This window comes from Taklimakanibacter lacteus (genome assembly GCA_003576695.1).
GTDB lineage: Bacteria > Pseudomonadota > Alphaproteobacteria > Rhizobiales > Aestuariivirgaceae > Taklimakanibacter > Taklimakanibacter lacteus.
On the sequence record QOZQ01000002.1, the window covers coordinates 112,947 to 136,837 of the forward strand.

Sequence of the window (23,891 nt, forward strand, 5' to 3'; positions counted from 1 at the left end):
CATGAGTTGATGTTAGAGTAACAAATATGCCAATTGCAGCAAGGGGATAAGCGCAGTTTTCCGTATGATTCAGTGTTGACTCTCATGTTAGTGATTGTTAGCGTTACCATAACGCGAGCCAGTGAAACAAGCGGCCGCTCAATCATGGGAGGATGTCATGACCAGCAAATTCAGGACTCTAATTTTGCCGCTCGCTTGCGCGACGATGGTTGCCGCTTCGGCGCCGGCCCTGGCGGCGGGCGAGTGCAAGCCCGGAAAGACCGGCAAGATCGCCTTCATGCTCAAGCATCAGAAGGCCTTCCGCTATCTCAATGCCGACGTGCCCTTCTTCGTCAAGACGGCCGAGGCGGGCGGCTACAAGGTTCTCGTCCAGTCCGCCGATCATGACGCCGCCAAGCAGGTCGCCCAGGCGGAGAATGTCATCACCCAGGGTGTCGATGCGATCGTCATCCAGCCGGTCGATTTCAAGGTCGCCGCCACGATCGCCGAGAAGGCCAATGAGGCGGGTATTCCGATCGCCTCCTATGACGATCTGATCCTTGGCGCCGAGCAGACTGCCTTCATTGGCCGCGATCCGCGTGAAGGCGGCGCTTCGGCGGCGCGTGCCATCGTCGCATCCGTGCCCAAAGGCAGCTATGCGCTGATCGGCGGCGATCCGGGACAGACCGGCTCGACCCAGATGCAGGAAGGCTATCACATGGTGGTCGATCCGCTCGTCGCCAATGGCGACATCAAGATCGTCCTCGACCAGTTCTCCGCCGGCTGGAAGACGGAAGCCGCGCAAGCCCATGCCGAGAACGCTCTGACCCAGAACAACAATGCCATCGACGCCTTCCTTGTCTCCTATGACGGCATGTCGGTTGGCGTGCTGCAGGCCATTGATGGTGCCGGTCTGAAAGCCGGGGTGATACCTGTCACTGGCCAGGACATGGAGCTCGCTGCGGCCCAGGCCATCGTCGAGGGGCGCATGTTCGGCAGCGTCTGGCCGGCGCCGGATGAGATGGCCGTCGCCGTCGCCGGCGCCAAGGCGGCGATCGCCATGGCGAAATGCGAGGACATCGGCGCCACCGACAAGATCAACAACAAGGCCGCCGACATTCCCTGGGTGAAGACGCCGATCTATCTCGTCAGCCAGAAGGAAATGCCGGAATTCGTCTGCAAGCATCAGCACTGGCTCGACATCAAGGAAGTCTACAAGAACGTTCCCGACCAGATGCCGAAATGCAATTAGGGCGTTGAGAGCGCCGGCTGATGAATGCGACAGATACGCGGGAGGACGAGCGCGCGGCGCGCACCGATCCTCCCGTGCTGGTCGCTGGAAATCTGACCAAGCAGTTTCCCGGCGTCACCGCCGTCGATGATGTCAGCCTCACCATCAAGAGAGGTGAGATCGTCGCCTTGCTGGGACAGAATGGCGCCGGCAAGTCGACACTGATCCAGATCATCGCCGGCCTGCATCCGGCGGGAAGCTTCGCCGGCGAGATTCGTCTTTCCGGCAAGCCTTATCAGGCGGGCAGCGTCGCCGAGGCAGAAGCGGCCGGCGTCGCGCTGGTGCCCCAGGAAATAAATGTCGCGCCGGAAATGACGGTGGCCGAGAATCTCTATCTCAACGCCGAGCCGCAGCTTTGGGGTTTCCTCGACCAGCCCTTGCGGCTGACACGTGCCGGCAAAGCCTTGCGCGACTTCGGGCTTGCCATCGATCCGGCGCTCCCGATGAAGGCGCTCGACCTCGCCACCCAGCAACTCGCCCTGATTGCGCGCGCTTTGTCGAAGAAGGTTGCTCTCCTGATCCTCGATGAGCCGACGGCGGCCCTCACCGAGGGCGAGGCGCAGCGCCTCTTCGATCGCATGCGGTTTCTGGCGGCGCGCGGCATGGCGATCATCTTTGTCACCCATCGCCTGGCCGAGGTATTCGCGGTGTCCACCCGTATCGTGATCATGCGCGACGGCCGCATCTGCGGCACCCATGCAACCAGCGATGTAACGAGATCGCAGGTGGTCACGGAAATGGTGGGTCATGCGGTGGCATCGACGGAGAGAGCCCGGCAGCCAGTGCGCCGCGGGGCGGCGCTGACGGTGGAAGGACTCAAAGTGTTCGATACGGACGATCCGGCGCGTTTGCGCGTGCGCGATTTGTCTCTGTCTTTGGCGCAAGGCGAGATACTTGGCCTTTTCGGCCTGGTGGGCTCGGGCTGTATCGAAGCCGCCGTCGCTCTCTATGGCGCCTGGCCCGGATCGTGGGAAGGCGCAATCACGCTCGACGGATCGCCGGTCAATCTCGACAACCCGACGATTTCCGTCGCGTCGGGCATGGGCTTCATGGCGCAGGACCGGCGTGACTGCCTCATGCCCGATCACGCGGTGCATGACAATATCATCCTGGCCAGCCTCGAGCGTCTTTCGGCGACAGGTTTCAGCGATGATGCGAGAGCGCGGCGGACGACCCTCGATCTGGTGCGCGACCTCGCCGTCAGGACACGCTCGATCGAAAGTCCGGTCGGCACATTGTCGGGCGGCAATCAGCAGAAGGTCCAGGTGGCGCGCTGGTTGTCGGCGCAAGCGCGCATCCTGATCCTGGTCGATCCGACTCGCGGTGTCGATATCGGAGCGCGCGGCGAGATCAAGCGAATATGGGCGCGGCTCAGCGAGGAGGGACGCTCCATTCTCATCGCCTCGACCGATGCCGAAGAGCTTGTCGATATCTGCGACCGGGTGATCGTTCTGCGCGGCGGTGAGCCGGTGGCCGAAATCGGCCGTGACGAATTGACCGAAGAGAGAATTCTGGGGGTTGCCGCCGGTGTCTGATCCAGCCATGACCATGTCAAAATCGGAAGAGCTTCAGGCAGGACAGCGCCGCCTTGGCTCTTTCAGTCTGGCATCTTTGCGCGACTATATGCTGCTGGTCATCCTCGCCGCCATCTGGTGCTTCTTCTATGTGGCGACCGACGGCATCTTCCTGATGCCGCGCAATCTGGTGCTGTTGGCGCTGCAGACCTCGATCGTGAGCCTCGCCGCGATCAGTGCCGTCATGCTGATCGTCACGCGCAATTTCGATCTTTCGGTCGGCTCTGCCGTGGCGCTGGTCGGTGTCGTTGTGGCTCTCCTTTCCGGCCAGTATGATGTTCAGCCGATCATTGCTGTTGCTGCTGCCATCCTGGTCGGGCTCCTGATGGGCGCCTGGCAAGGCTTCTGGGTCACGCGCATCGGGGTTTCATCCTTCATCGTGACATTGGCCGGCATGCTCTACTTCCGCGGCCTGTCAATGATCGTGACCAATGGGGCGACCATTGCTTCCCTGCCGCGGCCGCTGACCCGCTTCGCCACCGCCTTCCTGCCGCCGTTGCCGTCGATCCTGCTGGTGATCGCCACGGCCGGGGGCTTTCTCCTTCTGCGCTGGTGGGAAATCCGCCGCGCCCATCAGCTGGGCGTCGTGGCGAAGCCGCAATCATTGTTTGTGAAGACTTTGATACCGGTCATCGTCGCGACGGGGATCACGCTGTTCATCGTGTCCTGGCAAGGCATGCCCTGGCTCGTCCTACTCGTCGCTTTCTGTGCTCTCGCCGCCGAACTGGTCATGCGCCGCACCCGCTATGGCGCGCAGCTCTACGCAATAGGCGGAAACCCCGAGGCCGCGCGCCTCGCCGGCATCAACATCAAGCGGGTGATCTTCTGGAATTTCGTCATTGCCGGCCTCGCCTATGGCATCACCGGCGTGGCGCTCACCGCGCGCGTCGGCGGCGCGGTGGCGGGAAGCGCCGGTCTGTTTCTGGAGCTCGACGCCATTGCCGCGGCGATCATTGGCGGGACGGCGCTTTCGGGCGGCCGCGGCCGCATTCTGGGTGCGCTGGTCGGCGCGCTGCTCATGGGCAGCCTCAATAATGGCATGAGCCTCATGAATGTCGCGCCCTTCTTCCAGGACACCGTCCGTGGTGCGGTTCTCCTTCTTGCCGTGGCGCTCGATCACTTGAGCCGCAGCCGCGCCCGATCTAAGTAACCCTCTCCATCATACTGAGGTCCAGGAATGACGTACCTGCCGCATCCCGATCGCTATAAAGCCATGCATTACCGCCGCTGCGGGCGAAGCGGCCTCGATTTGCCGGCGCTCTCGCTGGGCCTGTGGCACAATTTCGGCGAGGATGCGTCCTTCGCGAATGCCCGCGCCATCAGCCGGCGCGCTTTCGATCTCGGCATCACGCATTTCGATCTGGCAAACAATTACGGGCCACCGCCCGGTTCGGCAGAGGAGGCCTTCGGCAAGATACTCAAGACCGACTTCGTTCATCACCGCGATGAGCTCATCATCTCGACCAAGGCCGGCTACCGGATGTGGCCGGGGCCTTATGGCGAGTTCGGCAGCCGCAAATATCTGCTGGCGAGTCTCGATCAAAGCCTGAAGCGCATGGGTCTCGATTACGTCGATATTTTCTACTCGCATCGCTTCGATCCCCGCACGCCGCTCGAGGAGACGATGGATGCGCTCTCAACCGCCGTGCGGCAGGGCAAGGCGCTCTATACCGGCATCTCGTCCTACGGCCCGGGGCGCAGCGCCGAGGCGGCCGCCTTGCTGCGGGCTTCAGGCGTGAGGCTCCTCATCCACCAGCCGAGCTATTCCATGCTCAACCGCTGGATCGAGCGTGACGGCCTCCTGGACCGGCTCGAGAAGGATGGTGTCGGCTGCATCGCCTTCACGCCTTTGGCGCAAGGCCTGTTGACCGGAAAATATCTGAACGACGTTCCGGCGGGCAGCCGCGCCACCGCGGGCAAATCATTCTTCCCTGAATTCCTCAATGACAAGGTGCGGGAACGCTTGCGGGCGCTTGCCGCCATCGCCACGCGCCGCGGCCAGTCTTTGGCGCAGATGGCGATTGCCTGGGTGTTGCGCGATCCGCGCATGACCACCGCCTTGATCGGGGCGAGCCGGCCGGAGCAGATCGATGAAAATGTCGGCGCTTTGGCGCGGCTCGATTTCACGGCTGCGGAGCTTGCCGAGATCGATCGTCACGCGGTCGACAGCGATATCAATCTCTGGGCAGAATCGAGTGCTGGATAGAGCACGATCCGGAAACTGGCTCACACATTGAGCCGGTGCTCGAAATAGGCCTGGTGCTCGCGCGACAATCGGCAGGCGAGCTCGACATCTTTTGCCTTGATCGCATCGACGATCGGCTGATGGCTTTCCGCCGCCGCCATGAAATCGATGCCGGGTTCCGACAAGGTCACGCGGGTATGGATTTCGAGATGGAGCGAGTCCCATAATTTGAGCAGCAATTCATTGCCGGCCGCCGCCACGATGGCGCGGTGGAACTGCACGCTATGGGCGATCATCCGCTCGATATCCCGGGCCAGTGCCGCGTCCCGCATGCCGTCGACCTCGCGCTGCAGCACGGTGATGTCGAGTGCCAGACTGCCGGTGGCGAGCCGCGCGGCCGCTTCCTCGAGCGCGCCGCGCACCAGATAGATTTCTCTTTGCGCGCTGGTGGCGAAGGGCTTCACGAAAGAGCCGCGCCGCGGCTTGCTGGTGACGAGCCCGGCCATTTCGAGATCGCGCAGGGCTTCGCGCACCGGCAGCTGGCTGGTGCCGAATTCCTCCGCCAGCTTCAGTTCGATGAGCCGCTCGCCGCTCTTGTAATGGCCGGTCGCGATGCGCTCGACGAGCGTCTTGCGGATGCGCCCGCTGAGCGACGGGGAGGAATCTTTATGGGGGTCGAGCATTTCGAGATTGATTATTGATAATTGATCGCTTAGGCTTTGCGCACAATAAGCGGCTGGAGGCGTGTTGGAAAGCGCTAACTGGCCCAAGGCAGCGGGATCGCACCGATCTCGTGCCCAAAGGGCGCTTTCCGCCAAAGTCGTTCGACTTTGGCGATCAGGGAAGCGCCAGAAAATGGGAGGAATGAATGTCCGTCACGCTTCTGGCGGCCAGGCAGGCACGCGCCGTTCCGGCATTGCAGGCCAAGGGTGGGATTGTGGTCGCCGGCGGCACGCTGGCGGTTGCCGACCTCAATCACGGCCAGGGACCTGGCACACTCATCATTGTGGACGGGCTGGGGCTTGGCCGGATCGAGATCAAGGGGCGCAAAGTGATCCTTGGCGCCATGGTCACCATGGCCCAGATCGCACATGATCGCCGTCTCAAATTCCTTCATCCGGTTAGCCAGTCCATTGGCGGCCCGGCGGTCAGGGCCATGGCCACGATCGGCGGCAATCTCTTCGCACCGGCGCCCTATGGCGATATGGCGGTGGCGCTCCTGGCGCTCGATGCCGAAGTCGCCCTGCATGACGGCAAGGCATTGCGCAAATTGCCGCTCGAAAACTTTCTCAAGCAGCGCGGCAAATACGAAAAGAGTCTCGTCGTTTCGGTCAGCTTCGCCATGCCGGAAGCCAACAGCTTTCGCTATGTGAAGGCGGTGCGCCGCAAGCCGGTGAGCGCGTCCCTCGTCACCATCGCCGCCGTGCTGCCGCGCAAGGCCGGCAAGGTGAAGGATGCCCGCATCGCTTTCGGCGCCATGGGGCCATGCGCTTTGCGCGCCCGCAAGTCGGAACGGGCCCTCGAAGGCAAGGCGCTTGACGCTTCCGCGATCAAGGAAGCAGCCGATCTGGCCGCCGATGGCACGGCGCCCGCCGATGATGCCTATGCGACGGGCTGGTATCGCCGGCAAATCGCCCCCATTCACCTGCAGCGCCTGCTCGGCGCCTGACCGGAGAGAGACATGACCAAGGTCCCCGTCCAGTTCACCCTCAATGGCAGAGAACAGAATGAATTCGTCGATTCGGGCTCGACCCTGCTCGCGGCGCTGCGCGACAAGCTTGGCCTCTATGGCACCAAGGCCGGCTGCCATCAGGGCACTTGCGGCGCCTGCACCGTCATCATCGACGGCTCGCCCCAGCTCTCCTGCCTGACGCTCGCCGAACGCTGCGCCGGCAAGAGCGTGACCACGCTCGAAGGGCTGACCGGCAATGGCGCGCTGCATCCGCTGCAGCAGGCCTTCATGGAAGGCTTCGCCGCCCAATGCGGCTTCTGCACGCCGGGCATGATCCTGGCCGCCAAGAGCCTGCTCGACCGCAATCCTTCTCCCTCGCGCGACGACGTCATCGATGCGATCTCCGGCAATATCTGCCGCTGCACCGGCTACGACCCCATCATCAACGCCATATTGACGGCGGCCGAGCAGTTGCGCGGCGCCAGGAAGAGCGCGTGAGGGCGACATGATCGAATACCGCAAGGATTATTTCAGCGACGCGCGCACCGACGGCCTCACCGAAGTGGGCGTGACGCGCCAGCGCTCCGATGTGTTGGGCCATGTGACCGGCAAGACGCAATATTATGCCGATCGCCATTTCGCCGGCCTTCTGCATCTGAAGATGGTGAGGAGCCCGCATCATCATGCCCGCATCAAGTCGATCGATGTGTCCAGGGCGCTGAAGGTGCCGGGCGTGGTGCGCGTCCTCACCGCCAAGGATGTGCCGCAGAATATCTACACCATCCTCTGCCTGATCCAGGTCGAGCCCAATGACGAGCCGGTGCTGGCTTTCGACAAGGTGCGCTTCAAGGGCGAGCAGATCGTGGCCGTGCTGGCCGAAAGCGAGCAGGCAGCACTCGCAGGCGTCGCCAAGGTGAAGGTTGTCTATGAAGAGCTGCCGGCGGTCTTCGACGTCGAGGAAGCGCTGAAGCCGGGTGCTCCGCTGGTCAATGAATATCACGGCAGGAACTGGTTCACCTATGAGGGCCATCACTGCCGGCGCGTGCGTTTCGGCAATGTCGATGAAGGCTTCGCCGCTGCCGATCATGTCATCGAGGAAATGTACCAGTCCTCGCCCATCGAGCACGCGCCGACCGAGACGACCGGCTGCATCGTCGTGCCCGACCAGAATGAACGCTATACCTGCTATTCCAACACGCAGGCGCTTTACTTCACCCTCGACAATTCGGCGCTGATCCTCAATTCGCCCTTCCACAAATTGCGCCTGGTCGGGGGCACGGTCGGTGGTGGCTTCGGCGGCAAGGTCGATGTCATCACCGAGCCCATTGCCTTCCTCGCCGCCATGCTGACCAGGCGCCCGGTCAAATATGAATATTCGCGCGCGGAGGAGATGCAGGTCTCATCGCCCCGCGCCGCCGAGCGCATCTATATCAAGGATGGCGTCGCGAAGGACGGCCGCATCCTGGCGCGCCAGGTGAGGCTCTATGTCGATGCCGGCGCCTATTCGCGCCATTCGCCCTATGGCACCACCAAGGCGGCGGCCCACATGCCGGGGCCATATACGATCCCCAATGTCTGGGTCGATTGCCACTGCGTCTATACCAACCGCACGCCGTCCAGCGCCATGCGTGGCTTCGGCGTGACCATTGGCGACTTCGCCCTCGAAGTGCAGATGGACAAGCTCGCCCGGCTCATAGGCATGGACCCGATGGAATTCCGCATCCTCAACGCCTATCGCGACGGCGACATGAAGGCGCACCAGAAGGAAGTGGACGGCGCGGCGCTGGTCGAATGCGTGCAGGCGGCCTCCGATCTCGCCAACTGGCCGATCGCCGGGCGCTACAGAGCGATGTCGTCGCAGAAGCGGGAGGGCTGATATGACGAAGAAACGCGGTCGCGGCATGGCGTCGGTCAATTACCCGACCGGCATGAATCTGGGCGGCGATCCCTCGCAGGCCCTCATCCATGCAACGACGACGGGAAGCTTCATCGTCACTTTGTCGAGCGTCGATCTGGGCCAGGGGCTGAAGACGGTGATGGCGCAGATCTGTGCCGAGACCCTGGGCGTTTCGACGGAAAATGTCATCATCGACACGGCCGACACCGATACCGGACCCCATTGCATGGGCACTTTCGCCTCGCGCGGCACGCATCGCATCGGCAATGCCATCATCATGGCGGCGAAGGAGGCGAAATCCGTTCTCCTTGAAGTCGCCGCCGAAGAACTCGAGGTCGATGCGGGCGATCTCGAGACCGATGGCGCCGGCAACATCCGTGTGAAGGGCAGCCCGCAGAAGTCGATCGCCATTCTCAATGTGGCGCTCGCCGCCCATTTCAAACATGGCAGGACGATTTCGGGTCGCGGCATCTTCCTGCAGCCGCGCTCCTATCCTGAGCCCGAGACCGGCAAGATGACGCCCGCCACTTGCTATGCCCATGCCTGCACCGTGGCGGAGGTCGAGGTCGACACCGAGACGGGCGAGGTTCAGGTCCTCTCCCTCAAGAGCGCCTATGAAGTGGGCCGCGCGCTCAATCCGCGTATGGTCGAGCAGCAGATCATTGGCGGCGCCTGGATGGGCCTGTCGCACGCGCTCTATGAAACGACCGAGCCCTATTATCCGAACCGCGCCCATGGGCCCACCGATTTCAACCAGTATCTGATGCCAGGCCCCGGCGATCTGCCGGAATTCAGTAACGTCATCATCGAGCGTCCGGCCGGCGACGGCCCCTTCGGCGCCAAGGGTGTCGGCGAGATGACCGCCAATTCGCCGATCCCCGCCATTGCCAATGCGATCTTCGATGCCGTCGGCGTGCGCGTCGATTCGCTCCCCATCACGCCTGAGAAAGTTCTGCGCGGCATTCAGGCCCTAGCGCATGATCCGGAAAAGTGGACGCCGGTTTTCCGAAAAGATCATGCGCAAACAGAAGATGCCGCCCGCCACTAAGAGGAGAATTCCATGTTCAAAGTCATGTCCCTGATGAAGCGCCGCACCGATATGAGCCTTGCCGATTTCCGCGAATGGGCCCAGTCCGAGCATCCAGTCCTCGCCAAGAAGCTTCCTGGCCTGCGCGGCTATCGCATGAATGTCGCGCGCGAGGAGAATGCCGACAATCCTTACGACGCGGTGAGCGAGATGTGGTTCGACAGCGCCGAGGCACGGCTTGCCGCCATGGCCACCGATGAGGGCAAGGCGGCGGGCGGCGATGCCGCATCGCATTGCGCCAGCCGGTTCCATTTCCTGGTTGAAGAGAAAGTCTTTGTCTGAAAAAGAGATCGCATCACCCGAAGCGCTGGCCAAGCACCTCGAGCATGAGCTTTATCTGCCCGGCGAAGAACTGAGCACGGCGGTCTTCCTGGCGCTCAGACTCGGCAAGCCTTTGCTTCTCGAAGGCATGCCGGGTGTCGGCAAGACCGAGGCCGCCAAGGCGCTCAGTTCCGCCCTCGGGTTAAATCTCATTCGGCTGCAATGCTATGAAGGCATCGATGCCGGCCACGCGCTCTATGAATGGAACTATGCCCGCCAGCTTCTGAGCCTCAGGCGCGATCACGATGCCGATCTCTATTCGGATGAGTTCCTGATCGAGCGCCCCTTGCTCAAGGCGCTGAAGGATCCGGCGGGCACATTGCTGCTGATCGATGAGATCGACCGTGCCGATCATGAATTCGAGGCCTTCCTGCTCGAATTCCTGTCCGACTTCCAGATCTCCATCCCCGAGCGCGGCACGCTGAAGGCGGCCTCGCCGCCCTTCGTCATCCTGACTTCGAACCGCACCCGCGAACTGCATGAGGCCCTGCGCCGGCGCTGCATCTATAGCTGGATCGCCTATCCGGACGCCGAGCGCGAGGAGCAGATCATCATGCTGCGCGCCCCTGATGTGGCGCGCGCAGCCGCCAAGGCCGTGGTCTTGGCCGTCAACGGCCTGCGCCGCCTGCCGCTCGCCAAGGCGCCCGGAATATCGGAGGCGATCGACTGGGCCAATGCCGCAAGCCTGCTCGAAAAAGGCGGCAGAAGCTGGCCGGAGGCCTTCCGCCGCTCGATCGGCGTTGCCATCAAGGATGAGGAGGATCTCGCTCTGGCGCGGCCTGAGCTCGATGCGCTTCTCGACAAGGCCTGCGCCTCATGAAGTTGCCGCATGTCGCCAGGCTGCTCGTCGATTTCACGCATCTGCTGCGCGACCATGGCTTTGCGCTCGCGCATGAGCAGGTCGTGATGTTTCTCGGGGCCGTGCGCCTGCTTGGGCCGAAGAGCATCGACAGCATCAGGCAGGCCGCGCACGCCACTTTGGCACCGCCGCCGGACCGGCGCCCGGAATTCGATGCGCTGTTCCACGCTTTCTTCTACGAGCAGGCTTCGGTAATGGCGGCGGCAAGGAGCCTGCCGGAGGAAGAGGCGGCCGTGAAAGAGACAGGCCGTGGCGACAGCGAGCCGCCGGAGCTGAGAGACCCGGGCCGTTCGGGCAAATTCGCGACCGGACAGGAGATGCTGAGCGTCCGGAAATTCGGCGTGAACCCGGGCGACGAAGCGATAACCCGGCTGAAGAGGAAGGCCCCGCAAGCTTTGCCGCGCCGCTTGGGCTTTCGCAAGGTGTCGGACCGCAAAGGTCAGAGTCTCGATCTGCGGCGCTCGATGCGCCAGGTCGTGGCGCATGATGGCGATATATTGCGCCTGATGCAGGCCCGCCGGCAGAAGCTCGAGCGGCCGATCGTGCTGCTGATCGACATATCGGGCTCGATGAAGGCGCATACCGAGGATTACCTGCGCTATGCCCATGCGCTGACCCAGCTGGCGGACAAGGTGGAGACCTTCACCTTCGGCACCAGGCTGACGCGCATCAGCCGGCCGCTGCGTCAGCGCGACGAGGGGAAGGCGCTGGCCAGTGCTGCCGCTTTGGTCGATGATTGGGATGGCGGCACAAGGATCGGCCCGGCGCTGCAGGCTTTCATCGCCAATCCGCGCTATGCTTCGCTGCTGCGCGGCGCCGTCGTCCTCGTTCTCTCGGATGGGCTGGAGCGTGGCGATCCGGCGCAGATGCGCGAGGCGATCGCGCGCATCACCCGCCGCGCCTGGTATCTCGCCTGGCTGACGCCGCTGGCCGCCGATCCGCGCTTCCGCCCCGAGACGGCCGGGCTGAAGAGCATCCTCTCATTACTCGATCGGCTCGACAATGGCGCCACGCTGGCGAGCCTCGTCGATCACACGCTCGGCATCGGGGCGCCATCATGACCGCCATCATCGACGCCCATCACCATATCTGGCGCCAGCAGGATCTGCCCTGGCTCGCAGGCCCGATGCTGCCGCGCATTTTCGGCCCCTATGAAGCGATCCGCCGTGACTATCCGATCAGCGAATATCTGGCCGATATCGCGAAATCGGGTGTCACCAAATCGGTCTATGTCCAGGCCAACTGGGCCAGGGAGAATTTCGAGCAGGAAGTGGCCTATGTGCAGAAGACCGCCGATGAGACAGGCTGGCCCCATGCCATTGTGGGCTATGCCGATCTGATGGTGGACGATGTGAGGCCTGCGCTTGACCGCCTGAAGCGCTACCCTCTGCTGCGTGGGATAAGGATGCAGCTGCACTGGCATGAGAATCCGCAATATCGCTTCGCGGCCAGGCCCGATCTGATGCGCGACGCGAAATTCCGGCGCAACATGTCGTATCTCGCCGATTACGGCCTGAGCTTCGATCTGCAGGTCTTCGCCGGCCAGATGGCCGATGCGGCCGAGCTCGCGGCGGACTTCCCCTCTGTCACTTTCATTCTCCAGCATGCCGGCATGCTGGAGGACCTGTCCGTCATCGGCCGCGGCGTCTGGCGCTCCGGCATGCTGAAGCTTGCCCGCCAGCCCAATGTCGTCTCGAAGCTCTCAGGCCTCGGCACTTTCATCCACGCGGTCGATGCCCGCCAGATCGGCGCGATAGCGCGCGAGACGATCGGCATGTTCGGGCCTGAGCGCTGCCTGTTCGGCTCCAATTTCCCGATCGAGAAATTATGGGCGAGCTATGATGAGCTCATCGCCGCCTATCGCGCGGCCCTGGCCGACTATCCGGCCGATGCGCAGGAGAAGATGTTCTCCGGCACGGCGAAGCGGGTTTATAGGATTCCCTAACTGCGCGCTGTTCGCCGCGCCAGCTCGACATAATCCACTTTCGAACGGTGCCTTCTGTCGAGCGGTATGGCGTTCACCACCGCGATCTCGATGCCGAAATCATCGCGCGCTTTCTGCTTCCACTGCGCCGCATGGGCCTCATCGCCGGCGAGCGCCAGCGTCTCCGGCACGCGCTCAGGAATCAGCGCCGCTTGCCGCACGCCGGGCCAGAAGCGCGCCGCGGCCTCGACCTCGAAGGGAAAATAGCGCCCGGCGCGGGCTTTCAACCGGCCCTTGAGCCACAGGCGGCCATCCTCATCCATGAGGCCGGCATCGCCGGTGCGGTGCCAGATCTCGCCATCGCGCGTGATCTTGTTCTCGGCGTCGCCCTGGCCGCCGAGATAGCCCTTGTTCACATGGGGGCCGGTGACGGTGATCTCATCATCGAGCAGCACAAGGCGCGTTCCCGCACCTGGCCGCCCGGCCAGCAGGCCCTGGCCGGTCTTCATCTTCTGCCAATCGGAAGCCTGAGTATTCCTGAGCGATTGCGCCGCGATCGGCTCGGCCTCCGTCGATCCATAGATCGAGACGATGTCGAGACGCGGATGCCGATCGGACAGTTTCTGCAGGATATCGGGATAGACCGGCCCGCCGCCGGTGAAGACCTGGCGCAGGCCCGGCATCTCGCCGCCTCTGGCCAGCGTCTCGCACAGGACCGGCGGGATGAGGGCCCGGCTCGCCTGGTGATCGCGGATGAGCGTCGCGACCTGGACCGCGGTGGCCTTGTCGTGCTGTGACAATTTCCAGCTCGGCAGCAGCGAGGTGATGCCTGAGGCGAGATTGGCGATCACCAGCACCGGAAAGCACACGAGATCGGTCTCATGATCGCGCTCAGCTTTAAGCACGGCGCCCATCTCGGCATTTTGCGCGGCAAGGAAGCCATGGCTGCGGATGATCGCCTTGGGCCTGCCGGTCGATCCGCTGGTGAAGGAGATGAGGGCCGGATGATCATGCGTGGCCTCATGCAGGACATCACTGCCGCGCTGCGTCTCGTCATAATGCAGATTGAGGGGCACTTTCCAGAAAGCCGGCACGATATAGCGCAGCAGGCGATAGGGACCTGCCGTCAGCACCGCTTTCGGCTGGGCGATCTCGACCGCGTGGCGCAGCCCGCTGAGCCCGAGCGCCGGCTCGGGAAAGACGATCGTGGCGCCAAGCCGCCACAGCGCGGCAATCGCGATATAAAGATCGATGCCGAAAGGCACCGCGATCAGGACTCGGTCGCCCGCCGCGAGCCCGGCTTTGCGCCAGCTTGCCGCCATATGGTCCGAGCGTGCGGCGAGATCGGCAAAGCTGATTGTCCCGCTTCCGGGATCGATGATCGCCGGCCGGTCGCCCCATGAGGCGGCCTTGCGCAGGAAGGGGTCGAGCAGGTTCATCGCGTCTAGTCCAGCAACCTGCCCATCAGCTGATAGCTGCGGAACACCTTGCCGCCATGCTTGGCGCTGGCATTGCGCGAAATATTGTCATTGTGCATCAGCGCATGGATGGCATGGGTGAAGCCGAGCTCGGCGGCCTTGTGATGGGCGAGGTCGAGCAGCATGCGCCCGCCGCCTCTGACCGTCGTCGCATAGGTCTTGATGATCAGAGTCGTGGGCTTCGGCCCTTCGAGCCAGTTGGGGATGGAGAAGATGAAGCCCACGAGCTTGCCTGAGTCGTCGCGCGCGAACATCACATGGCGCGGATCGATGCGCGGGATCACCGGCTCATAGAGCGCGCGAAAGCCTTCGAGGTCGAGCGGCTTGTAATAGGCGTTTCTGGCGAAGGCGGCGCCCGACAATTCGAAGAGCGGGCCGATCAGCCCTTCGGCATTCTTTCCGTCCCAGGCGGTGACGGTGAGGCCGGGAAGCGCGAAGGGCGCCTGGCAGAGGATCGCCGGGGTAATCGCGGTGCGCGCCGAGACATAGTCGGAAATGGGCATGAAGCCGGCGGAAATGAAGGCTTGCCTGTCCTGCGGGAGGCTTGTGGGCTCAAGCAGGAAAGGCGGCGTGCCGTCGCTCTCCGACACCAGGCGATAGCTGTGCCAGGTATCGCCATCCATCGGTCCGATGACGGCGCCGAAGGCTTCGGCGCGCAGCTGGGCCACGGCCTGGTCGAGCAGATGTTGGCCGGCCTCGGCCGTATCGCAGCTGAATTTGCCGATCGCCGCCGTCTCGCGCCCGTCATGCGCAGGGCCGTCGCGATAGAGCATGGCGCTGGCGCCGGGAACGGTGATGGATTGGGCGGTCGTCATGTCGAAATTTCCCTGATCAGGAATAGAGTAACGGGCGAAACGAGGCTGAGCGCGAATATGCCGATGGCGCGCCGGTGCGCGAAGAGCCGGGGTAACGCAAGCGTGACCGCCATGACGGCGGCAACCGAAATGCCAATGGCCCACCAGCCGATCGGCTCCGGGATTTCCCGGCTGGTCACGCCGTGCACGATGGCGATGAGGGCAGCACCTCCCGGGATCGCGAGCGCGCGCCAGTGGCCCGTGAGCGCCAGGCCGAAGAGGGCGGCGGCGGCAAGACCGAATGTCAGCCCATAGAAGGCGACCGTCGTGCGGCCCGACATTTCACCCGCGAACAGCCAGGCGAGGCTGACCAGCGCCGCGCTGCCGAGGAATTCGAGATCGGGAAATTCGTCTTCGCTCTTGCGCCAGGCCCTTGCCAGGAGATGGGCCGCGACCGCGAGCAAAGGCAGGATCGCCGTCGCCACCGTCGAATAGGTGCAAATGAGGAAGATGAGCGCGATGACGACGCGCGCCGCATGCGGCGTCAATCCGAGATAAGGGACGGCGGTGAGGATGCCGCCTGTCGCCATGATGAACAGCCCGGCCAGCATCAGGAGCGTCATCGGATCGGAGGTGAGATGCGTGGCCAGCAGCAGATGCACGCCGATGGGCACGAAGAGATTGTCGAGCCCGCGCCAGGAATCGGCCTCGATCAGCGTGGCGAAGGCGGCGATGAGAAAGCTGAGCACGATGACATTGAGCTCGGCGATATCGCTCATCAGCATGAGGGCGATCATCGCCACGAGCCAGGTGACGGTGAAGCAGGCGGCCATCCCTTCCAGGCTCTTGACGCCATCGGCGATCAGATAGCGCCTGCTGCCATAGGCGCTGCCGACCAGGGCGGCGGCGGCATCTGAAAGAGTGAGGATCAGGATCGGCAGGACATAGAGCACCGGCGCTCCTTGCGAGCGGAAGAACAGGAGACCGACCGCGAGCGACAGATAGATCTCGCCATAGGATGGCCGCTTCACCGCATGCAGCACGCTGGAAAGCCCATCGGACGAGAAGCGGGCCAGGCGCAGCACCAGCATGGTGGCGACCGAAAGGGCGACGAGCAGGAAGACCGGCCACAGATCGGTGAAGATGAAGGGCAGAGCCAGCGCATAGAGGCCGGTCATCACATGGATAATCTTGCGCTGCATTTCGGGCGCGATCGCAAATCGCCCGGCGATCCGGCGCAGCAGATACATCAGCGCCAAAATGAGGGCGATCGAGCCGACGACCAGCAGAAGATTCTGCGTGACCGTCATGGCAGGACTTCCTCCACGACGAAATCGGAATAGAAGAACGCCTTGTCCTGTGCTTTTCCCGAAATCTCGATATCGCTGAGCGTCCTGACCCGGTCACGAAAGCTGATCGGCACCCGGCGTGGCACCATCATGTTCCAATAGACGAGCCGGGCCTGGGGCTCGGCGGCCGCGAGGATCGATCCATAGACATTCTCGAACACCACCAGGCTCATATATTCGAATATGTCCGACAGGTTGAAGCCGTCGAAGCGCTGCCCGCCGGCGATCACATCCTCGAGCGGTGAATGCCGGACATCCAGTCGGTCGAGGCGGGATCGGATAGTGTCGTAATGTTCCGGTCGCCAGGCGAGCGGCAGCGCCCTGCCATGCCGGCCGGTGAGGATCCAGTGCAGATAGGGATTGTCGGCGGGATCGAGGTCGATGGCCGCATGTTCGATGCGGCGCGCGACATGCTGCGCGGCGCTGCCCTCGACATGGTCGAAGAAAGCAGGATCGCGCCCCAGCCGTCCCATGGTGAAATTGGAGAAGAACACATTGAGCAGCAGGCGCCAGCGCCAGCTGTTCCAGCGCTGGCGCATGAATGTCTCACGCTCAGGTCCAGGGCGCGAACGGAAGACATCGGCGACAGTTTTCTGGCTATGGACGAGCGGCAGGAAGACCTGCCGGAACAGGCGGAAATAGCGTTCGAACTTGCCGATGCCGCCCAGCCCATGCGCCACGATGGCGTCCTTCTGTGACCGCCAGAAGGAACAGTCCCGCTCGGGCAGGTCTGCGCTCGCGCGATCGAGCAGCGATGCCCGCCGCTCCGACGGCCGCGAGCCCATGAGTTCGAGGAACTCGCCGTGATCGAGGCGGCGCAGCATGGCGATGCGCAAATGGAGACAGGCGACCTGCGCCGCCGAGAGGTCGATCGCGATGACGCGCTCGGGATCGAGCAGCAGCATGGCCAGCGCATTGTCGCCGGCCGAGCAGATCGACACCAGCCGGGCGCCGGGACGGTGGCCGAGCGCCCTATTCAGCACATCGGCATCTTCCCAAAGCTGCGCATAGCGGATCTGCTCGAAATCGGCTTTGCCTTCGATCTCACTGCGCATCGGTCTTGCTCACCTGGCCCGTGGCGCCGTCGACGGTCAGTTGCTCGCCGGTCCTGATCCAATGCATCGCGCCCTTGAGGCCGACCACGCAGGGAATGCCGAGCTCGCGCGCCACGATCGCCGAATGCGACAGGAGGCTGCCGCGCTCGACGATGATGGCGGATGCATTGGAGAAAGCGGCGATCCAGCCGGGATCGGTATGGCGCGCCACCAGGATCTCGCCCGGCTTGACGATCTGCTGGCGCGGGTCCTCGACCACGCAAGCGATGGCCGTCACCAGCCCGGCGGAACAGCCGGTCCCCTGGCGCTGCCGGTCGGAAGATGAAGCGGGCCTCACCGCATGGGCCGCGCGCGCAAAACCCGTCGCGGCGCCGGCGATGGTCACCCGTTCCGGCGGATCGGGATGGCGCGCTGCCTCCTGCAATTCCTGCTTGCGCAAGGCAGCGAGCCCCTTGAGATCGGTGCTGACGGCGAAGCCTTCGATGGTGCCGAGGATCTCCTGCACCGTCAGGAACATGATATCGCGCTTCTCCGCCAGCAGGCCCTGGGCTGCGAGCCGCTCGCCGCAGGTGAGAAAGAGCCTGCGTGCCCGCCCGAAGATGCGGGTGCGTTCGAAGCGCAGATTCTCCCGGTCGCGCACCCGGTTCTTGGTCCAGGTCATCAGCCGGCGGGCGAGGAAGGCTTTGACGGGCTTGCCGGCGAAGAGGCTCCTGATCTGCGCGAGCGGGTCTCCGCCGCGCGGCCTCGCCTGTGCCGGGCTCCGCGCCGAAGCGGCGATGGCCTTGAGCAGTGGCGCCGGGTCGTCATTGAGTGACAGGCTTTCGAGCTTGAGCTCCTCGGTGCAGCGGTCGCCGAATTTGTCGATATAGCGCCGGACCTGCGCATCGAGATCGCCGTGGCGCGCGAGCATTGAAGCATCTCCCGCCGCGAGAGCGTCGATGGCGGAGGCATCGTCCTTGATGAGCTGTCCCATCTCGCGGATCAGACGCGCCGGCTCCGCCGAGATGATATCGCCCTGGCCGATCAATATGTCGCTATGGAGTCTGATGCCCGCTTCGCCCGCCCATTTGCCCATGAGCTTGCGCGAGGCGCCGAAGGCCATCATGCACAGGAAGTCGTTGATGAGCGGCGCGTCCCAGCGGTCGAGCAGGCTCAGCTCGATGCGCCGGTATTCCCGGGCGAGCTCCGACAGGGGCATCGCATCGAGCGAGCTGGCCGGCCGGGCGAGCGCCTGGTTCAGCCGCTGATAGAAACCGGCGATCATGCGCTTGAGGCCGAAAGCATGGGCGATGAGCCGGAAGATGCCGCGCGCCATCCGCCCATATTCGCCGAGCCGTCCCGCGACACCTTTTGGCTTGGTGATGAGCATATTGGCGATTTCGTCGGGCAAAGGCTCGCTCACCCCCATCATGGTTTCCATATGGGCCCGGTTGAGCGCGAAGCCCGGCAGCATGGCGAGCACGCGATACCAGTTGAGGAGATTGTAATAGACCCGCCCGTCGAGCCGTCCCAGCATGTTCTCGAACACCGCTGCATTGCCGGCGATGGTCGTCTCGCTCACCCCGATCATGCGCACGAACATGCGGTAGACGCGCGCATAGGCATATTGCGCGAAACTATAGGTCAAGGGTGCCACGACGCCCGGATAGCTTTCGATGATGTTGGAATTGTCGAAGATGATGACATCGTCGCCGGCCGCCGGCTGGTCGATCGCCGTGGTGATCGGGCGTGACTGCAGCACAAAGAGCGCTTCTTCGTCGAAGGCCCATTCCATGTCCTGGGGCTTGCCGAAAACCGCTTCGGCCCTGCATGCCATCTCATGGAGCTTGCGCAGGTCGGTGGCCGAGAGGACGCCCGCTTCGGGGCCCGCAAGCATGCGGCCGTCGCTCTTGGCGACGACATAATCATCGCCATCGGCCTCGCCGCCGACGAGCTTGTCGCCGAGCCCGGCGACGCCTGAGATGACGATACGGTTCGGATCGCGCTTCACCGGGTCGGCGGTGAAGAGGACGCCCGCCGCACGGGCCCTGACCTGCTTCTGGATGATGACGGCCGGCCGCCCCCCGCCCGCCAGGCCGCGGGCGCTGCGATAGGCCTGAACGCTCTCGCGCGCCCCCGACTGCCAGACCTTCTCCACCGCTTCCGGCACATCATCCGGCTCGATGCCGAGCAGCGAGAGGAATTGTCCGGCATGCGAATGGGCGGCTCCATCTTCCTCGACGGCCGATGAGCGCACCGCGAAGGGGCCGGGTCCCAGTTCGGCCAGCCGCCGGGCGATCTCCATCTTCGCGCCCGGAGTCAGATTGTCGCCGGAAAAGGCCTGCGATGTGACCATCAGAAAGGCGGGGACGGGAAAGCCCTGATGGATGAGAAAGGCAAGAGCGGCGGCCTTGCCGCCCACCGCGCTCAAGGGCGGCTGGTCCCTGGGCTCATAGATGAACCTCATCCGATCACCCGCGAGAGAAGCGGCACGAAGCCCGCAAGGCTGTAGCAGGCGAGGACCCAGAGCCCCGAGAGCTGATCGATCCGCTTCTGGCCTTGCGCGGTGGAGTCTTTGGCGAATTTCATGGCGGTATGGACGACGAGCGCCAGAGCAGCGGCGCCGAGAAGCGCAATGATGGCAAGTGCGCCCGCGACATAGCCGACGCCCAGCAGAAGGAGATAGGCGACCGTGGCGAAGCCCGCCCACAGCCAGGCGCTGCGCTCAGGGCCGAGCAGGCTCGAATAGGTCTCGACGCCGGGACGCTCATTCTCCGGCGCCCATATTTTGCGGCCGACCTCGATGACGCAGCCATTGGCGCAGGAAAGCGCGATGAAGAGCCACAAGCCCCGCGGCGGGCCCCGGCCGGCGGGCAGCCATTCGGCCGCGGTGATGAAGAGATCGATCAGCGGCATGATCGCCATATGCGAGGCGAGATAGAGAAAGGGGCGGGCTTTCAGCCAGAGGGGCACGAAGAACTCGACCGTCATCAGCCCGAGCCACAGCCAGACGAGAAGCAGAAAGATCACGAGGGCAGGTGACAGAAAGTAAGTCAGCGTCAGCATCACCGGCGCGCAGATGATGCCCAGCGTCTTGATGAGGCCGAGGCTGATCAGGCCGCGCTGGATCGGCCGCTCCGGCCGGAAGCGCAGATCATCTTCATAATCCTTGACCTCGTCGCAGGCCCGCATCTGGAAGAACAGCAGGAAGACGACCGCCCAGACGATGACGAAGGTCGAAATGGCGGGCAGCGGCCGCGAAGCCAGATGCGCCGAGACGCAGAGGCTCGCGGCCGTGAAGACGGCCAGCAGGAGCCCGGTGCGCAGCAACGGGAAGCGCTCGGCCTGGTAGATCCACAGCCTTCTGATCAACGGCATCTGTGAGACGGCATCGGCGGTCACGGAGACGCCTTGCTGCCGCGCGCCAGCTTGAGATGGGCGCGGCTGAAATGCCCTGCGGCGATGGCGCCGATGATCGAGATCTCGCCCGCGAGGCAAAGGGCGGCGGCGACTTCCGCCAGCGCCGATGCCTTGTTGGCGCCCTGCAGGCCCATGAGCCGAAGTGCCGCACCCTGGCTCGGCAGCTTCGTGCCGCCGCCGACCGAGCCGACCAGGATATTGGGCAAGGTCACCGAGAGAAAGACGCCGTCATCGCGCCGCTCGAGGCGCGTGAAGCCGACCGCCGATTCGGCGACGCAGGCGGCATCCTGCCCGGTGGCGATATAGAAGGCGGCAAGTCCGTTGGCATAATGCGCCTGTGCGCCGATCTGGCCGCTGAGCAGGGCGCCCAGATTGGCGACCTGGCCATAGGCGACGATCGCCGCCACCTCGCAATGCAGATATTTGCGGATGAGCTCTTCCGGCAGGAACACGCTCGCCGTCACCTTGCGGCCGCGCCCCGCCAGTATGCCGAGATGCGAGGCCTTCTTGTCGCCGGAGAAATTCGCCTCGATGAACCAGCGCCGCGGCTTCACCGGCGTATGCTCGATGATGTGCCGGCACAGCGCATCGGTGGCGAAGGTCACCATATTCTGGCCCGACGCATCGCCCGTCGTGTAGCGGCAGATGAGGAAGACGGTGTCGTGATCGATGAAGGGATCGATCGACACAAGGCGGCCATGGCTGGTCGTTGCTTCGGCGGCTTGTCTGAGGTCATCGGCCTGGCCCACCAGCCATTCGACGAACTGCCCGGCGGCGAAGGAATGGTCGAACAGGAAGGCCGGGCTTCGAAGCACGCCCTCGCTGACCAGCACCGAAGTGATGCCGCCCGCCTTGCCGGCAATCTCGGCACCTCTTCCATAGGAGGCGACGAGCGCCGCTTCGGTGGTCGCCAGCGGCACGTAATAATCGCCATTGGCGTGAAGGCCGTTGACGCGGAGCGGACCGATGAGGCCGACGGGGACTTTCACCGTGCCGATGAAATTCTCGATATTCGCTTCATAGAGCGGAGCGGCGGCGAGCGTTGCCGCATCGGCGATAAGTGCCCGGTCGCCTGTCGCCGGCAGCCTTGTGGCGTCGAGCCTTTCCCATAGAAGCTCGACCGACTGCGCCGTCGCCTTGCGGCTGGGGCGCAGGCTCTGCAATTTGGAGAATTTCGGGCTGAGGCGCTGGGCGATCTCCTCGGCGGTGAAGTTCTGCCGCAGCTTTTTGAGATAAGTCACGACATGGGACGGCAGGATGGACATGGGACCGGCAGTCTCGGTTAAAACCTTGAATCTGAAACGAATACCGTATCAGGCGGGACGGCGCTTTGCGCGGTTTGGTTAAGGGGTTATGAGCAGCTAAACGCTAAAATATTTGACGTTTACGTTAAGATAATGCTCGAACTGTCAGACGTCCTCCGGCATGATCCGGTAGCCGATGCCCGGCTCGGTCTGGATAAAGCGCGGATTGGCCTGGTCCTCCTCGAGCTTGCCGCGCAGCTGGCCGATGAGCACGCGCAGATACTGCATGTCCTCGGCATGCGCCGGCCCCCAGATGGCGGTGAGGATCTGGCGGTGCGTCATGACCCGCCCTGAATTGCGCAACAGCAGCAGCAGTAGGTCGAATTCCTTTGGCGTCAGCTTGAGCCCTTCGCCGTTCTTGCTTGCCCGGTGCGCCGCCACGTCGACCGTGATCGGACCATGGCTCAGCACCGGCGTCGTATTGCCGGCGATGTTGTGATGGCGCAACGCCGTGCGGATGCGGGCGAGCAGCTCGCCGATGCCGAAGGGCTTGTTGACATAGTCGTCGGCACCGAGATCGAGCGCCTCGATCTTCTCCGATTCGCGCTCGCGCGCCGAGACGATGATGATCGGCACAGCTGAGAAGGCGCGGGTCTGGCGGATCACCTCCTTGCCGTCGAGATCGGGAAGGCCGAGATCGAGGAGGACGAGATCGGGCGCCGAACTGGCGATCGCCTTGAGGGCTTCCGCCGCGGTCGCGGCCGTCGTGACCGAAAAGCCGCCGGCATTGAGGCCGAGCTTGAGGAAGCGCTGGATCTGCGGCTCGTCATCGACGACGAGGATTCGGATATTGCCGGACATGCCGCGATGATAGCATGGCCGCGGCCGGCACCAAGATGTGGTGACGCATCGGCCCAAAAAGTCCATGGCCGCCCCGAGAGGCGGCCATCCAGTCCAAAAATTTGGTGCGTGATCGGACGGAAAACCGCGCACACTTTTCCTGGTCACGCGCCATGCGGTTTTCGGATAAGCCGATGCGCAAAATGAAGATCAGCTGTCCTGTTGCTGGCTGAGCAGCGTCTGCGCGATGGCGCCGGCGCGCGCCACATGCTCGCGGCAGGCCGTCGCCGCCGCCGCCGGATCATGCCGGCGGATGGCGTCATGGATCTTGCGCATTTGTGCCGGCCCGCTGACATGCCGGCCCGCCGAGGCGATGGTCATGGCGCGCAACCGGCTGATGCGGCCATTGAGGCGCTGCACCATTTCCCAGGCGACCGCCTTGCCGCCGCACAGGAACATGGTCTCGTAGAAGCGCGTGGTGGCGGCGAGCACGGCGCGATGGTTCTGCGCCGCATAGGCGCTTTCGATATCGTTCATGGCGGTGCCCATCTTCTCGATCGCATCGGCGCCGGCATGTTCGGCCGCGGCAAAAGCGGCAGAGGCTTCGAGCAGCCCGCGGATCTCATAGATCTGGGCGGCGGCGTCGCGGTCGAGCTTGGCGACGATCGGCCCGTGATGCGGGATGGTCTGCACCAGCCCTTCGGTTTCCAGATGGCGCAGCACCTCGCGCACCACCGACCGGCTGACGCCGAGCTGCGCGCAGAGATCGCGCTCGGTCAGGCGGGCGCCGGGCTGGAAGCGGAATTCGAGGATGGCCGAGCGCACCCGTTCCAGCGCGATCTCGCGCAGCGTCTTCGGCGCCTGGCTGATCCTCAGATCATCCATGTCGTCGCTCTCCTGGATATGGGTCACGGCCGCGTCTCTCCTTCGATTCCGTCGCTTG

The 23,891-nt window shown here is 63.9% G+C and carries 22 protein-coding genes; 12 read left to right on the forward strand and 10 right to left on the reverse strand.

The features are described from left to right. Positions 1-157: 157 nt before the first annotated feature. From DT068_RS03570 to mgrA, 4 genes are read left to right on the forward strand one after another with little or no spacing between them, the layout of a single operon-like run. The gene (locus tag DT068_RS03570; RefSeq protein WP_119388415.1) at positions 158-1,231 is read left to right on the forward strand and encodes a substrate-binding domain-containing protein; all 1,074 of its coding nucleotides are present in this window, start codon (positions 158-160) and stop codon (positions 1,229-1,231) included. A 20-nt stretch (positions 1,232-1,251) separates the two neighbouring features. Further along, complete coding sequence (locus DT068_RS03575; protein WP_119388416.1) at positions 1,252-2,805, forward strand: sugar ABC transporter ATP-binding protein; 1,554 nt, start codon at positions 1,252-1,254, stop codon at positions 2,803-2,805. A 7-nt stretch (positions 2,806-2,812) separates the two neighbouring features. Then, the gene (locus DT068_RS03580; protein ID WP_119388417.1) at positions 2,813-3,994 is read left to right on the forward strand and encodes a sugar ABC transporter permease; all 1,182 of its coding nucleotides are present in this window, start codon (positions 2,813-2,815) and stop codon (positions 3,992-3,994) included. A 27-nt stretch (positions 3,995-4,021) separates the two neighbouring features. Next, entirely contained in the window at positions 4,022-5,050 is a 1,029-nt protein-coding gene (mgrA, locus tag DT068_RS03585; protein ID WP_119388418.1) for an L-glyceraldehyde 3-phosphate reductase, read from the forward strand. A gap of 20 nt (positions 5,051-5,070) precedes the next feature. Here the strand turns inward: mgrA and DT068_RS03590 are convergent, their stop codons facing one another. Beyond that, complete coding sequence (locus DT068_RS03590) at positions 5,071-5,712, reverse strand: GntR family transcriptional regulator (protein WP_119388419.1); 642 nt, start codon at positions 5,710-5,712, stop codon at positions 5,071-5,073. A gap of 185 nt (positions 5,713-5,897) precedes the next feature. On the opposite strand from DT068_RS03590, the gene DT068_RS03595 reads away from it, so the two are divergent. Genes DT068_RS03595 through DT068_RS03630 form a run of 8 tightly spaced genes read left to right on the forward strand, consistent with a single transcriptional unit; the run spans position 5,898 to position 12,810 of the window. Further along, the gene (locus DT068_RS03595) at positions 5,898-6,698 is read left to right on the forward strand and encodes an FAD binding domain-containing protein (RefSeq protein WP_119388420.1); all 801 of its coding nucleotides are present in this window, start codon (positions 5,898-5,900) and stop codon (positions 6,696-6,698) included. Positions 6,699-6,710: 12 nt separating this feature from the next. After that, on the forward strand, positions 6,711-7,199 hold the full coding sequence (locus DT068_RS03600; RefSeq protein ID WP_119388421.1) for a (2Fe-2S)-binding protein: 489 nt from the start codon (positions 6,711-6,713) through the stop codon (positions 7,197-7,199). A 7-nt stretch (positions 7,200-7,206) separates the two neighbouring features. Continuing rightward, positions 7,207-8,577 (forward strand): xanthine dehydrogenase family protein molybdopterin-binding subunit, encoded by a 1,371-nt coding sequence (locus DT068_RS03605; RefSeq protein ID WP_368904405.1) that lies wholly within the window; start codon positions 7,207-7,209, stop codon positions 8,575-8,577. Position 8,578: 1 nt separating this feature from the next. After that, positions 8,579-9,646: a xanthine dehydrogenase family protein molybdopterin-binding subunit gene (locus DT068_RS03610; protein ID WP_119388422.1), complete on the forward strand. Its 1,068-nt coding sequence runs from the start codon at positions 8,579-8,581 to the stop codon at positions 9,644-9,646. A 12-nt stretch (positions 9,647-9,658) separates the two neighbouring features. Then, on the forward strand, positions 9,659-9,967 hold the full coding sequence (locus DT068_RS03615; RefSeq protein ID WP_119388423.1) for an EthD family reductase: 309 nt from the start codon (positions 9,659-9,661) through the stop codon (positions 9,965-9,967). Then, complete coding sequence (locus DT068_RS03620) at positions 9,906-10,826, forward strand: AAA family ATPase (protein WP_119388424.1); 921 nt, start codon at positions 9,906-9,908, stop codon at positions 10,824-10,826. The genes DT068_RS03615 and DT068_RS03620 overlap by 62 nt, the downstream gene beginning before the upstream one ends. Then, positions 10,823-11,926 carry a vWA domain-containing protein gene (locus tag DT068_RS03625; protein WP_119388425.1) on the forward strand — a complete coding sequence of 368 codons (1,104 nt, stop codon included), beginning with the start codon at positions 10,823-10,825 and terminating at the stop codon, positions 11,924-11,926. Before DT068_RS03620 ends, DT068_RS03625 begins: the two co-directional genes overlap by 4 nt. After that, a complete protein-coding gene (locus DT068_RS03630; protein WP_119388426.1) occupies positions 11,923-12,810 on the forward strand; it encodes an amidohydrolase family protein in 888 nt (295 codons plus the stop codon). The genes DT068_RS03625 and DT068_RS03630 overlap by 4 nt, the downstream gene beginning before the upstream one ends. On the opposite strand, the gene DT068_RS03635 is transcribed toward DT068_RS03630, so the two are convergent. The 9 genes from DT068_RS03635 to DT068_RS03675 all read right to left on the reverse strand — a co-directional run bounded on the left by DT068_RS03635 (position 12,807) and on the right by DT068_RS03675 (position 23,833). Beyond that, a complete protein-coding gene (locus DT068_RS03635; RefSeq protein ID WP_119388427.1) occupies positions 12,807-14,228 on the reverse strand; it encodes an AMP-binding protein in 1,422 nt (473 codons plus the stop codon). The two genes, DT068_RS03630 and DT068_RS03635, sit on opposite strands and share 4 nt — an antisense overlap. A gap of 5 nt (positions 14,229-14,233) precedes the next feature. Next, complete coding sequence (locus DT068_RS03640; protein WP_119388428.1) at positions 14,234-15,082, reverse strand: hypothetical protein; 849 nt, start codon at positions 15,080-15,082, stop codon at positions 14,234-14,236. Continuing rightward, on the reverse strand, positions 15,079-16,371 hold the full coding sequence (locus DT068_RS03645; protein ID WP_119388429.1) for a diacylglycerol/polyprenol kinase family protein: 1,293 nt from the start codon (positions 16,369-16,371) through the stop codon (positions 15,079-15,081). The genes DT068_RS03640 and DT068_RS03645 overlap by 4 nt, the downstream gene beginning before the upstream one ends. Continuing rightward, positions 16,368-17,465: a BtaA family protein gene (locus tag DT068_RS03650; protein ID WP_119388430.1), complete on the reverse strand. Its 1,098-nt coding sequence runs from the start codon at positions 17,463-17,465 to the stop codon at positions 16,368-16,370. Before DT068_RS03650 ends, DT068_RS03645 begins: the two co-directional genes overlap by 4 nt. Beyond that, a complete protein-coding gene (locus tag DT068_RS03655; RefSeq protein WP_119388431.1) occupies positions 17,455-19,911 on the reverse strand; it encodes a PEP/pyruvate-binding domain-containing protein in 2,457 nt (818 codons plus the stop codon). Before DT068_RS03655 ends, DT068_RS03650 begins: the two co-directional genes overlap by 11 nt. Next, entirely contained in the window at positions 19,908-20,846 is a 939-nt protein-coding gene (locus DT068_RS03660) for a UbiA family prenyltransferase (RefSeq protein WP_368904407.1), read from the reverse strand. Before DT068_RS03660 ends, DT068_RS03655 begins: the two co-directional genes overlap by 4 nt. Then, positions 20,843-22,129, reverse strand: a complete 1,287-nt coding sequence (locus tag DT068_RS03665; RefSeq protein WP_119388432.1) for a hydroxymethylglutaryl-CoA reductase — start codon at positions 22,127-22,129, stop codon at positions 20,843-20,845. Before DT068_RS03665 ends, DT068_RS03660 begins: the two co-directional genes overlap by 4 nt. A gap of 144 nt (positions 22,130-22,273) precedes the next feature. Next, positions 22,274-22,969, reverse strand: a complete 696-nt coding sequence (locus DT068_RS03670) for a response regulator (protein ID WP_119388433.1) — start codon at positions 22,967-22,969, stop codon at positions 22,274-22,276. A gap of 189 nt (positions 22,970-23,158) precedes the next feature. Beyond that, positions 23,159-23,833, reverse strand: coding sequence for a GntR family transcriptional regulator (locus tag DT068_RS03675; RefSeq protein WP_119388797.1), 675 nt, complete (start codon positions 23,831-23,833; stop codon positions 23,159-23,161). Positions 23,834-23,891 lie beyond the last annotated feature (58 nt).